At 68.6% G+C, this 12,503-nt stretch carries 11 protein-coding genes; 5 read left to right on the forward strand and 6 right to left on the reverse strand.

What is annotated here, in order from left to right; genetic code table 11:
- The first annotated feature begins 3 nt into the window (after window positions 1-3).
- Complete coding sequence (locus tag RMP09_RS18095; RefSeq protein WP_310567367.1) at window positions 4-2,715, forward strand: DUF349 domain-containing protein; 2,712 nt, start codon at window positions 4-6, stop codon at window positions 2,713-2,715.
- 50 nt (window positions 2,716-2,765) lie between these two features.
- On the opposite strand, the gene RMP09_RS18100 is transcribed toward RMP09_RS18095, so the two are convergent.
- The 6 genes from RMP09_RS18100 to RMP09_RS18125 form a co-directional block, all read right to left on the reverse strand.
- On the reverse strand, window positions 2,766-3,623 hold the full coding sequence (locus RMP09_RS18100) for a zinc-dependent peptidase (RefSeq protein WP_310567368.1): 858 nt from the start codon (window positions 3,621-3,623) through the stop codon (window positions 2,766-2,768).
- A gap of 19 nt (window positions 3,624-3,642) precedes the next feature.
- A complete protein-coding gene (locus tag RMP09_RS18105) occupies window positions 3,643-4,443 on the reverse strand; it encodes a UDP-2,3-diacylglucosamine diphosphatase (protein WP_310567369.1) in 801 nt (266 codons plus the stop codon).
- Window positions 4,444-4,463: 20 nt separating this feature from the next.
- Window positions 4,464-4,970, reverse strand: a complete 507-nt coding sequence (locus tag RMP09_RS18110) for a peptidylprolyl isomerase (protein ID WP_310567370.1) — start codon at window positions 4,968-4,970, stop codon at window positions 4,464-4,466.
- A 4-nt stretch (window positions 4,971-4,974) separates the two neighbouring features.
- Window positions 4,975-5,562: a peptidylprolyl isomerase gene (locus RMP09_RS18115; RefSeq protein WP_310567371.1), complete on the reverse strand. Its 588-nt coding sequence runs from the start codon at window positions 5,560-5,562 to the stop codon at window positions 4,975-4,977.
- A complete protein-coding gene (locus tag RMP09_RS18120) occupies window positions 5,562-6,977 on the reverse strand; it encodes a L,D-transpeptidase (protein ID WP_310567372.1) in 1,416 nt (471 codons plus the stop codon). The genes RMP09_RS18115 and RMP09_RS18120 overlap by 1 nt, the downstream gene beginning before the upstream one ends.
- Window positions 6,978-7,072: 95 nt before the next feature.
- Window positions 7,073-8,089: a tetratricopeptide repeat protein gene (locus RMP09_RS18125; protein WP_409559755.1), complete on the reverse strand. Its 1,017-nt coding sequence runs from the start codon at window positions 8,087-8,089 to the stop codon at window positions 7,073-7,075.
- 291 nt (window positions 8,090-8,380) lie between these two features.
- Between RMP09_RS18125 and cysS the strand changes: the two genes are divergently transcribed.
- From cysS to tilS, 4 genes are read left to right on the forward strand one after another with little or no spacing between them, the layout of a single operon-like run.
- Window positions 8,381-9,766, forward strand: a complete 1,386-nt coding sequence (gene cysS, locus RMP09_RS18130; RefSeq protein WP_310567373.1) for a cysteine--tRNA ligase — start codon at window positions 8,381-8,383, stop codon at window positions 9,764-9,766.
- A complete protein-coding gene (locus tag RMP09_RS18135; protein ID WP_310567374.1) occupies window positions 9,766-10,416 on the forward strand; it encodes a DNA-3-methyladenine glycosylase 2 family protein in 651 nt (216 codons plus the stop codon). The genes cysS and RMP09_RS18135 overlap by 1 nt, the downstream gene beginning before the upstream one ends.
- A 55-nt stretch (window positions 10,417-10,471) precedes the next feature.
- Window positions 10,472-11,461, forward strand: coding sequence for an acetyl-CoA carboxylase carboxyltransferase subunit alpha (locus RMP09_RS18140; RefSeq protein WP_310567375.1), 990 nt, complete (start codon window positions 10,472-10,474; stop codon window positions 11,459-11,461).
- Between the two features lie 7 nt (window positions 11,462-11,468).
- Window positions 11,469-12,455, forward strand: coding sequence for a tRNA lysidine(34) synthetase TilS (gene tilS / locus RMP09_RS18145; RefSeq protein WP_409559758.1), 987 nt, complete (start codon window positions 11,469-11,471; stop codon window positions 12,453-12,455).
- Window positions 12,456-12,503: the final 48 nt, after the last annotated feature.

The following is a 12,503-nucleotide window of genomic DNA, read 5'->3' on the forward strand; positions in this document are numbered from 1 at the left end:
TGTATGTCGCTGTTTTCCCTGCGCAAGTCCCCGACCAACGCCCCCGCTGCCGTGAACACCCCCGCCCAACCCAAGGCAGCTTCTGCTGCGACGCACCCCCTGGACGCCGTCACCGGCGGCGCTTTTTCGGCCCCCACCTCGGGTGAACGCGCTGCGCGCGTGCGCGAATGGCTGGCCACCGAGCCGGGCCTGGAGCAGATGAACGAGGTGTTCAAGGAACTGTCGCAGCGCGACCGCGGCGCGGCCAAGCCCTTGAAGGAAAAGCTGGACGAGCAGAAGCGCCAGAAGGCGCAGGAACACATCGCCGCCGAATGGGCGCAGAAGGCCGAGGCCCTGATCGGCCAGAGCCGCCTGAACCTGGCCGACGCCATGGCCTGGCAGCGCGACGCCGCGCGTGCCGGCGCACCGCTCTCGCGCGAACCGCTGGCGGGCCTGAAGCAGGCGCTGGCCGAACGCGTGAAGTCGATTGAAGACCTGCAACACCGGGTGCAGGTCGAGCGTGAGGCCGCCGTGCTGATCGCCCAGCGCATCGAGGTGCTGTCCACCAAGTCCTGGCGCGACGCGCAGCAGCAGGCCGATGCGCTCAAGGCCGACGTGGCCCAGTGGCAGCAGCAGTCCCAGCTGCTCTCGGCTGACAGTCAGTGGCCCAGCGTGGAAGCCAAGTTCCCGCCCATGCTGGAGGCCTCGCGCACCCAGCTGCAGGTTGTGTGGGAGGCTTTCGATGCCGCGCTGGCCCAGGCCGTGGCGGCCGATGCCGACGCGAGCCAGCCATTGCCCGCCGTGCCCGTGTGGGCCGACGAACTGCGCGTGGCCCGCGGTGAACCCGCTGCCGCCAAGGCCGAACAGGCCGCGCACGACGCCCAGGCCCACCAGGAACGCCGCGCCAAGGCGCAGGCCGAGATGGAGCGCGTGCTGGCGGTGCTGGAAAAAGAGCTGGCCGAAGGCCACGGCAAGGCCACGCCCAAGGCGGCGGCCGATGTGCGCAACCTGCTCAAGTCGCAGGGCCGTCTGATCGGCCCCGATCTGGACGCCAAGGCCCACGCGGTGCTGGGCCAGGCCGGCGAGCTGGAAGACTGGCAGCGCTGGCGCGCCGACCAGTTGCGCGAAGAACTGGTCAAGAAGGCCGAAGCCCTGCTGCTGGCGCCCGAAGGCCAGCGCATCGGCGGGCGCAAGATGCAGGAAACCCTGCGCACCCTGCGCGAGCAGTGGAAGACCACTGACCAGGGCGGTCAGTCCAACCACGCGTTGTGGAAGCGCTTTGACGCGGCTTGCACCGAAGCCCACAAGACGGTCGAAGTCTGGCTGACCCAGGTGCGCCAGCAGGCCGACGCGCACAAGGCCCAGCGCCTGGCCATCATCGAAGAACTCAAGGCCTGGGCTGCCGCCCACGCCCAGAACACCGACTGGAAAGCCCAGCTGCGCGAACTGCACGCGTTCTCCGAACGCTGGCGCGAAGCCGGCCACCTGAGCGAAAAAGCGTTTGCCGAACTGCAGCCGGTCTGGAAGACCGCGATGCACGAGGCGCACGCGGGTGTGGAAGCGGCGCAGGCGCAAAGCGTCGCGCGTCGCCAGGCGCTGATCGAAGAGGCCGCGGCCCTGGGCGCGGCGCCGCAGTTGCGCATCGACGCGGTCAAGGCCCTGCAGCAGCGCTGGCAGGCCGAGGCCCACGCGGTGCCGCTGGAGCGCAAGCAGGAACAGAAACTGTGGGATGCGTTCCGCAAGCCCATCGACGAAGCCTTTGCCCGCAAGAGCACCGAGCGCGAAAAGGTGAGCCAGGCGCTGAGCGCACACGACCAGCGCGTGCTGGACGCGTCCAAGGCGCTGGACGCCGCCACCGCCAGTGGCGATGCGGCGCAGATCCGCACCGCCATGGCCGCGCTGGATGCCGCCTTGCGCGGCCAGGCGGAGGCCGCTGCGGCACCCGCTGCAGCCGCCGCTGCCGCCACGGCGGCGCCAGCGGCCGAGCCCGCTGCCGAACAGCCCGCTGAAGCCGGCGCCGAAGCGGCAGAGCCTGCGGCGTCGGATGAAGCGCCCGCCGCACCGGTCAAGCCGGTGGCGCCGCCCAAGAAGATCGTGGCGGTGCGCGGCGATGACCGCCCCGGCATGAAGAAGGCCGAACCGGCCGGGCGCGACGAGCGCCGCGGTCCGGGTGGGCGCGATGGCCGTGGCGACCGCGGCGGTTTCGGTGCCCGTGGCGACAGCCGCGATGGCCGCGACAGCCGGGGCTTCGAGCGCGAGCCGCGCGAGGCGCGGGGCCCGCGCCTGGGCGATGCCGCCTTCCGTGCCCAGCGCAACGCCGTCGAGCACGCCGAAGCCGCGCTGCGCAAACTGGCCGCGCAGGCCCACGGCGAGGTGCTCACGCAACTCATGAGCGCCTGGGAGCAGCGCGACGCGGCCCAGGTGCCGGCGGCGCAGGCGCTGGGTTCGCGTGTCAACGCGGCCGCACGCGGCGCGTGGTCGCAGAGCCTGGCCGCGACGGCGGCGCCGGTACCCACCGAACCGTTGCTGCGCCTGGAAATGGCGGCCGAAGTGCCGACGCCCGCAGACCAGCTGGACGCGCGCCGTGCGTTGCAGCTGCAGTTGCTCACGCGCCGCCACGAAGCGCCCCCCACCGACACCTGGGCCCAGGACGTGGCCCGCGTGCTGGCCGGGCCGTTCGACGCGGCCGCCGCGCGCCGCCTGCAGGCCACGCTCAAGGTCCTGCTCAAGAAGTGACGTGAGCCCCGCGACCGCGCCTTCCGAGGTGCGGTCGCTTCGCCAACGGTCTAGACGGCTGCCCTGAAGAAGCCGTCGTACAGCGGCAGCAGCGTGGGCAGCTCCTGGGCGAAGCGCTCACGCTGCACGAAGTAGGCTTCACAGGTCACGGCGAAAAACTCCGCCGGGTGGGTGGCCGCGTAGTCGTCCAGCCAGGGCGGCTCGCCGCCAAAGCGTTCGGCCATGGCGACCGACTCTTTGAAGCCGGTGTAGGCCGCCTGCATGGTGTGGCGCCAGTGCTGGCGGGCCGCTTCGGGTGACAGGCCGAGATAGCCGGGGGGCAGGGGCGGGGCACCGTCGGGCTGCTGTCCCGGCCGCATGCCGCGCATGTCCAGCTTGTGCGCGAACTCGTGGATCACCACGTTCTTGCCCAGGGGCGCCAGTTCGGCCGCGCGCGCGACCTCGTCCCAGCTGAGCATGACCGGACCGCGGTCCATGGCCTCGCCGGCCAGCACCTCGCGGTAGCGGTGCACCACACCCACGCCATCGGTCACCTCGCGTTGGGCCACGGCGGCGCCCGGTTGCACCACGATGCCCACGAAGTCGGCGTACCAGTCCAGCCGCTGGGCGTCCGCTTGCGACGCGTTGCCATCGGCGCACCGCATCTGCAGCAAGGGCAGGCAGGCCTGGGCGGCGATGTTCAGCGCCATGCGGTCGGTGATGACCAGGCCGTGGGCGCCGTGGAATTCCTTTTCCTGCAGGAAGTGGGCGCACAGCGTGCGCAGCCGGTCTTGTTCGGGGGCGGACAGCGCGGCCACGAAGGGCAGGGCGGTGGTCACGCCGCGCCACAGACCTGGGTTGATGGGCGGAGCGCTGCGCCAGCGGCGCGGCAACCAGGTCTGGAGAGGGCGGAGCAGGGACAGGGCCATCAGCCGCACATGGTGGCGCTCAGGCGGTCTTCAATGGCCGGCGTTGCAGGCCCTGGGCGCTGATGCGCAGCACTTGCGCGCGCGGTGTGGGTGCGCCGAGATCCCAGTCGCTGAGCACTTCGCGGCGCAGACCATCGCCCAGGTCGTGCCCGCCTGGACGGTGGGTATGGCCGTGGATCAGGGTGGCGGCGCCGGCGGCCTGCAGCCACTGGCGTGCGGCGGCAGCGTCCACGTCGGCCCACAGGCTGGGGTCGCCACCGCTGGCCTGTTTGCGCGCTTCGCTCTGGCGGCGCAGTTCGCGCGCGGTGGCTTCGCGCTGGGCCAGCGGCTGGGCCAGAAAGGCCTGCTGCCACTCGGCGCTGCGCACCTGGGCGCGAAAGCGCTGGTAGTCGGTGTCGGCCAGGCAGAGTTCGTCCCCATGGCTGAGCAGCCAGCGCTGGCCCGCGAAGTCCAGCACCGTCGGGTCGCTCAGCGCCTGCATTCCGCAGGCTTGCAGGCCGGCTGGGCCGAGCAAAAAGTCCCGGTTGCCGGCCATGAAGAAGGTGGGTGTGTCCTGCGCGTGCGCCCGCAGGGCCTCGGCACAGTGGCGCCAGAACGCGGCGTCGGGGCCTTCGCCTTGCAGCGCGTCGTCGCCGACCCAGACCTCGAACAGATCGCCCAGGATGAGCAGCGCGTCGGCCCGCTCGCCGACCGGGCGGGCCAGCCAGGCGCGCCAGGCGTCGAAGGTGGCGGGCTCGCCGGCCTGCAGGTGCAGGTCTGAAATGCAATCGACCGCTTGCCAGTGCGCGGGGGCGCGCCACTGGGCGAAGCGGTCGGTCATGGCCGGAAGGGGCGGGGCGATCAGAGCGCGACGGCCTTCTCGATCACCACGTCGTCCTTGGGCACGTCGTCGTGGAAGCCCTTGCGGCCGGTGGCCACGCCTTCGATCTTCTTGACGATGTCGGTGCCGCCGGTGACCTTGCCGAACACGGCGTAACCCCAGCCCTGGGCGCTGGGCGCGGTGTGGTTGAGGAAGCCGTTGTTGGTGACGTTGATGAAGAACTGCGCCGTGGCCGAGTGCGGGTCGTTGGTGCGGGCCATGGCCACGGTGTAGTGGTCGTTCTTCAGGCCGTTGTTGGCCTCGTTGTTGATCGGCTGGTCGGTGGGCTTCTGGGTCATGCCGGGTTCGAAGCCGCCGCCCTGGATCATGAAGCCGGGGATGACGCGGTGGAACACCGTGTTGTCGTAGTGGCCCTTGTTCACGTAGGCCAGGAAGTTGGCAGTGGACAGCGGGGCTTTCTCTGCGTCGAGTTCGAGCGTGATGACGCCCATACCGGCGATGTGCAGTTCGACTTGAGGATTGGCCATGGTGTTATTTCTCCAGGGTGGCTTTGAGGATGGTGACGTTGTTCAGTGGCACGTTCTGGTGCATGCCCTTGTTGCCGGTGGCAACCCCCTTGATCTTGTCCACGGTGTCCATTCCCTGGATCACCTTGCCGAACACGGTGTAGCCATAGCCGTCCGGGTTGGGGGCGTTGAGCATGGCGTTGTTCACCACGTTGATGAAGAACTGGGCGGTGGCTGAGTTCGGGTTGCCGGTGCGCGCCATGGCGATGGTGCCGCGGTCGTTCTTCAGACCATTGGTGGCTTCCAGCGGCACGGGCGTGCGCGTGGGCTTTTGCTGCATGTCGGCGGTGAAGCCTCCACCCTGGATCATGAAGCCGTCCATCACGCGGTGGAAGACCGTGCCGTCGTAGTGCTTGTCGCCCACGTACTGCAGGAAGTTCTCGACCGTCTTGGGGGCTTTGTCGGGGTAGAGCTCCAGCACGATGTCGCCCATGGACGTGTTCAGCCGCACCTTGGGGGCGCTCTGTGCCAGTACGGGGGCGGAGATCAGGGCCAGGGCGCTGACGGCGGCGGCGAGCAGCAGGCCGGTGCGGCGGCGCAGGGGGGACTTCATCACGGGGTTCCTTCGAAAAAGATCTTCCACTGGTCGTTTTCACGGGCCCAGTACTGGCGTTTGGTCGTGCCGCGGGACTGGCCCATGGCCACTTCACCGAAGGTCACGACCATGGTGTCCTGGTTGTCACGCCACTGCAGCAGCGACAGGTCCTTCAGTTCCAGGCCCCGCTGGCCGTTGGCGTTGTGTACCTCGGCTTCCACCTTGGGCCACCACTGCGCCAGGTTGCGTCCCTGGTTCTGGAAGCGGCCTGAATAGAAGTCCTTGAGTCTTTGCAGGTCGCCCTGACCCTTGGTGTCGCGCCAGGCCTGCAGCGTGGCCTCGAACCGCTGGCGTTCGGTGTCGAGCACCTCGGGGCGCACCCAGTGCAACTCGGGGGCGATCACCACCGGCGTGGTGCGGATCTGCACCATGGACAGCAGGTGTTCCAGGTCGGGGTTGGACAGCACCACACAACCGTCGGACGCTTGCGGCGCCCGCACGAACTGTTCGCGCGGCGTGCCGTGCAGCCAGATGCCGCTGCCGGTCTTGCCGCGCTGCACGTCCAGCGGGTTGGGGTAGTTGATGGGCAGGGCGCCCACGCCGTAGAGATCGGGCAGGCTCTCGGGGTTGAGGCTGCTGGTGATGTAGTACACGCCCAGCGGCGTGCGCTTGTCGCCTTCGAGCTGCTTTTCGATGCCTTGCAGGCCGACCGAGATGTAGTAGTCCCCGATCAGCCGCAGCTTGGGGGCGCCTGCGAGCGTGCCGTTGCTGGCCGCTGGCGTCTGGTTTTCGAACAGGTACAGGCGCGAACGCGACGCGTCCACGGCGATGGCGTGGCGGCTTTGCGAAGACAGGCTCAGGAACTGGGTCGGAACGCTGCCTTCGGGCGGGCGCTCGGTGAGCGCACGCAGACGGCGGCGCGATTCCTCGCGCAGCACGTTGAGCTGGTCCAGCGCTGCGCGGGCCTTGGTGTCCGGCACATCGCCGATCTGGCTGACCGGTCGCACCTGCACGCTGAGCAGATCGCCATGCACGAGATGGGCCAGTTGGAAATTGGGGTGGTCGCGGACCAGTGCATCGGCCTGTGCCAGCGCCTGGCGGTGCTCACCCTGGCTGATGAGGCGGTAGATGTCGATCAGCCGGGCTTCGGCGCGGCCAAGCTTGGGCAGCACCTCTTTGAGCGCCTCACCCGAGAGCGGCCGCGACTGCAGGCCGGTGGACGGCCGGGCGGACGTTAGGTCCTGAGCCGCGTCCTGCACCTTGGCGAGGGCGCTGTGCAGCAAAGAAGGCTGGTCTGCCGAGGTGGCCGACGTCGACGCCTGCGCGGCCGACCCCAGGTTCACCGGCTCCAGCGCGACGCCGGCGTTGTCCTTGCGCGCGACACAGGAGCTGAATAGCAGGGCGAGCAGTGCTGCCGTGATCAGCGCACCCACGCCGGCGATGGGCCGCTTCCAGGTCCGAGAGGCTGGGCTCGGGAACGCGGCGGGAAAGCTGGCATGCCCCCGCTGAAAAGTCCGCCAACCGGCCATCAGGAGCCCGTGGATTCGCGCAGGATCAGCCAGCGGTTGCCGCTCTTGACCAAATCCAGCGTCTTGCGACTGGTCACGTTCAGGTTGTCGGAGCTGTAGGCCTGGCGGAACTTGGCCGAGGCGCGGTCGCCGTTGACCGTCACGTTGATGTCGCTGAGGTCCACACCGATGCGCGTGCGCGGCACGATGCGCGCCTTGCGGTCGGCTTCCCAGTCCTTGCGCGACTGGCCGCCCGGGGGCGTGAAGTTGGGGGCGTAGGCGCCCAGGTAGCCCTGCATGTTCTTGGTGGCCCAGGCCTTGGCCCAGGCCTGCACGGCGCCTTCCACATCGTCCTTTGCAGCGCTCGACGCGGCAGGTTGTGCGGGGGTGGCCGGCGGTGCCGTGACCGTGGCGGGCTTGGTGCTGGCCGCTGGCGCGGTGACGGGGGGCGTGACCGCGGCCACGGTGGCCGGGCGCACGCCCTTGGCGTCCGCGGCGAACAGGTTGCGGATCAGGCTCAGCTTGGGGGCCACGGCGGCGTTGCTGGCGTCCAGTTGCAGGGCCTTGCTGTACGCCTGGCTGGCGAGCTTGGCGTACACGTCGCCCAGGTTTTCGTGGGCGGTGGCGTAGCTGGGGTTGGTCCGGATTGCCATTTCCAGCGCGGCACGGGCCTTGTCGAACTGGCTCTGGCCGGCGTACAGCACCGCCAGGTTGTTGTAGGGCTCGGGCAGTTCAGGGAAATCTTCCGTGAGCTTGGTGAAGGTGGTGATGGCGTCCGTCGGCTTGCCGGTTTCGGTCTGGATCACACCCTTGAGAAAACGCATCTGCGGGTCGCGGGGTTTGCCGGCCAGGTACTGGTCGGCCTTGGTCAGGGCTTCGCTCATCTGACCGGCGCGCATCAGGCGGTTGACCTCGGCGTAGTCCTCGGTCTGGGCCATGGCCAGCGGCGCGCACAGCGCGGCCGACACCGCCACCGTCACCGCCAGCAGGCGCAGCGGAGCGGACAGGAAGGACGTAGATTTCACGGTTTGGAGCATGGGACCTCGGGTGGCGAAGGCGGCTGGGCGTGGCCCGCTCTCAGAGCGGTAGCGCAACACCTGAATGCCCGATGGCGCGCAGGCGTGCGCCGCAGGGCTGGCTATACTGGCACATTGTATCTGAGGGTGTAAGTCCAATGGATGCCCCGGCGGGCCTGGTTCCGCCGTGTGGCACCCTCCTTGTCGAGCCATCCTCCGCCGTTCCGCACGCCCTGTGCCGACCCCACCCGCTCGACCGCCCACCCCGCGTATCACCATTCGCCGGCTTGATGCCCGGCCATTCCGTTTCCCATGACCCTGAGCATCTTCAACACCCTGTCCCGTCGCCCGGAGCCGTTTGAGCCCATCGAGCCTGGCCATGTGCGCATGTACGTCTGCGGCATGACGGTCTACGACCTCTGCCACCTGGGTCATGCGCGTTCCATGCTGGCCTTTGACGTGGTGCAACGCTGGCTCAAGGCCAGTGGCTACCGCGTGACCTATGTTCGCAACGTCACGGACATCGAGGACAAGATCATTGCCCGCGCTGTCAAGAACGGCGAGACCATCAAGCAGCTGACCGACCGCATGATCGACGCCCTGCACCAGGACGCCGACGCGCTGGGCATCGAGCGGCCCGCGCTGGAGCCAAGGGCCACCGACTACGTGCCGCAGATGCTGGACATCGTGCGCCAGCTGGAAGACAAGGGGCTGGCCTACCGCAGCCCCAATGGCGATGTGAACTACGCGGTGCGCAAGTTCCCCGGCTACGGCAAGCTCTCGGGCAAGTCGCTGGACGATCTGCGTGCGGGCGAACGCGTGGCGGTGGACGACGGCAAGCAGGACCCGCTGGATTTCGTGCTCTGGAAATCGGCCAAAGCCGACGAGCCCGCCGAAGCCCAATGGGACAGCGCCTATGGCAAAGGCCGCCCGGGCTGGCACATCGAATGCTCGGCCATGAGCTGCGAGATGCTGGGCGAGAGCTTCGACATCCACGGCGGCGGCGCCGATCTGCAGTTCCCGCACCATGAGAACGAAATTGCCCAGAGCGAGGGGGCGACCGGCAAGCCCCTGGCACGCTTCTGGATGCACAACGGCTTCGTGCGCGTGGACAACGAGAAGATGTCCAAGAGCCTGGGCAACTTCTTCACCATCCGCGAGGTGCTGGAGCGGTACGACGCCGAGACGGTGCGCTTCTTCGTGCTGCGCGCCCACTACCGCAGCGCGCTCAACTACAGCGACGCGCACCTGGACGACGCGCGCGCCGCGCTCAAGCGCCTGTACACCGCACTGGCGGCGGTGAAGGCGCAGGTGCCGGCCGCCATCGACTGGTCTTCGCCTTTTGCGGCCCGTTTCAAGGCGGCGATGGACGACGACTTCGGCACGCCCGAAGCGGTGGCCGTGCTGTTCGATCTGGCCAGCGAAGTCAACCGCACCCGCGATGCGGCGACGGCGGGCCTGCTGCAGGCCCTGGGCGGCGTGCTGGGCCTGCTGCAGCAGGATCCGCAGGTCTACCTGCAAGCGGGCGGGGCCGGTGATGGGCTGGACGAAGCGGCCATTGCACAGCAGATCGCCGACCGCGCCGCCGCCAAGGCGGCCAAGAACTTTGCCGAGGCCGACCGCATCCGCCAGGCCCTGCTGGCCCAGGGCATCGTGCTCAAGGACGGACCGGCCGGCACGGCCTGGGAGCGTGCCTGATGGTCACGTCCGTGTTGCCCGACGTGGGCGCCGAGGCGCCCGACTACTGGCAAGAGGCCTGCCGCCACCTGATGAAACGCGACCGCGTGATGAAAAAGCTCATCCCGCAGCACCCGGGCGTGAGCCTGCAGTCGCGCGGCGATGCCTTTGTCACGCTGGCGCGCAGCATCGTGGGCCAGCAGATCTCGGTCAAGGCCGCGCAATCGGTCTGGGAAAAGTTCGAAAAGCTGCCGCGCAAGATGACGCCGGCCTACGTGCTCAAGCTCAAGGTGGACGACATGCGTGCCGCCGGCCTGTCGGCCCGCAAGGTCGAGTACCTGGTCGATCTGGCGCTGCACTTCGCCAACGACCAGGTGCACGTGAAGGCCTGGGCCGAAATGGACGACGAAGCCATCATCGCCGAGCTGGTGGCCATCCGTGGCATCGGTCGCTGGACGGCCGAGATGTTCCTGATCTTCCACCTGATGCGTCCGAACGTGCTGCCGCTGGACGACATCGGCCTGCAGAACGGCATCAGCCGCGCCTATTTTTCCGGGGAACCGGTCAGCCGCAGCGAGATCCGCGAAGTGGCGGCCTCCTGGGCCCCTTTCTGCAGCGTGGCCACTTGGTATATTTGGCGCTCTCTGGACCCGCTGCCGGTGAGCTACTGAGCATCGCGTTTTCAGCCCCGGACGTCGTTCACGCAAAGACCAAAGGAGTCACACCTTGGCCAAGAAGAATTTTCTCGACTTCGAGCAACCCATTGCCGAACTCGAAAGCAAGATTGAAGAGCTGCGTTATGTGCAGACCGAATCGGCGGTCGACATTTCGGAAGAGATCGAACAGCTGGCCGGCAAGAGCCTGCAGCTGACCAAGGACATCTACAGCAGCCTCACGCCCTGGCAGATCACCAAGATCGCGCGTCACCAGGACCGGCCCTACACGCTGGACTATGTGAACGCGATCTTCACGCACTTCCAGGAACTGCACGGGGATCGCCACTTCGCGGACGACCTGGCCATCGTGGGTGGTCTGGCGCGCTTCAACGGCCAGCCCTGCATGGTGCTGGGCCACCAGAAGGGCCGCGACACGAAGGAGCGCAGCCTGCGCAACTTCGGCATGACCAAGCCCGAGGGCTACCGCAAGGCGCTGCGCCTGATGAAGCTGGCCGAGAAGTTCAAGCTGCCGGTGTTCACCTTCGTCGACACGCCCGGTGCCTACCCCGGCATCGACGCCGAAGAACGCGGCCAGTCCGAAGCCATCGGCCGCAACATCTTCGAGATGGCTCAGCTGGAAGTGCCCATCATTTCCACCATCATTGGTGAAGGCGGTTCGGGCGGCGCACTGGCCATTTCGGTGGCCGATCAGGTGCTGATGCTGCAGTACTCCGTGTATTCGGTGATCAGTCCCGAGGGCTGCGCCTCCATCCTCTGGAAGACCAGCGAACGGGCCAGCGATGCGGCCGACGCGCTGGGCATCACCGCGCACCGCCTCAAGGCCATGGGCCTGGTGGACAAGATCGTCAACGAGCCGGTGGGCGGGGCCCACCGCGACCACGGCCAGATGGCCGCCTTCCTCAAGCGCGCGCTCAACGACGCCTGGCGTCAGTTGGCCGATCTCAAGGTGAAGGAGCTGGTGGACCGTCGCTACGCGCGTCTGGACAGCTACGGCCGCTTCACCGACACCAAGGCCGACGGCAAGCCGGAAAAACGCTGAGGTGAACATCCCCGCGCCTGTGCCCAACCCCTGCGGGCCGGCGCTGGCGCAGTGGCTGGTGCGCTGGCCGGTGCAGGCGCATACCCGGGTGGCGGTGGCCTACAGCGCCGGCGCCGACTCCACCGCCTTGCTGCTCGCCGCCCATGCGCACTGGCCGGATCGGGTGGCGGCCCTGCATGTGCACCACGGACTGCAGGCTGCTGCCGACGGCTTTGAGGCCACCGCGCGCGCCGTGTGCCGTGGTCTCAACATTCCCCTGCTGGTGGCCCACGTTCAGGCTGCCCCGACGCCGGGGCAGAGCCCGGAAGACGCCGCGCGCACCCACCGCTATGCCGCCCTGGCCGACCTGGCCCGTGAGGCCGATGCGGGCCTGGTGCTGCTGGCCCAGCACGCCGACGACCAGGCCGAGACCGTGCTGCTGGCGCTCAGCCGCGGAGCCGGTCTGCCGGGCCTGGCCGCCATGCCTGAGCGCTTTGAACGCCATGGCATGGGATTCGGGCGTCCACTGCTGGACCTGCCGTCCAGCGCCTTGCGTGCCTGGGTGCAGGACAGTGGTCATGCGTTTGTCGACGACCCCAGCAACGCCGACACGCGCTTCACGCGCAACCGCATCCGGGCGCAGCTGTTGCCGGCCTGGCAGGCGTGCTTCCCCGGTTTTCGCCCCATGCTGGCGCGCAGTGCGCGGCACGCCGCCCAGGCGCAGGGCCTGCTGGACGATCTGGGGCGCATCGACCTGGCGCGCGTGGGCGATCCGCCCGCCATCGCCGCGCTGCAGGCGCTCGGTCGTGAACGCCAGGCCAATGTCTTGCGCCATTGGCTGCGCCTGCATTGGGGTGTGGTGCCCAGCGAAGCGCAGATGGACCAGGTGCTCGACCAGCTGGCCGCCTGCCGCACGCGGGGGCACGGCATCGAACTCAAGGTGGCCGATGGCACGCTGCGCCGCGAGGGTGCGCGTCTGGCCTTCAGCCGGCCAGCACAGGCTGCGCCGATATAATTCCGAGGCTTTGCCGGGCGCGCCCGGTGGCCCCGCCGGTTCTCATGC

The sequence above is a fragment of the Hydrogenophaga sp. genome, from assembly GCF_031426985.1.
Lineage (GTDB): Bacteria > Pseudomonadota > Gammaproteobacteria > Burkholderiales > Burkholderiaceae_C > Hydrogenophaga.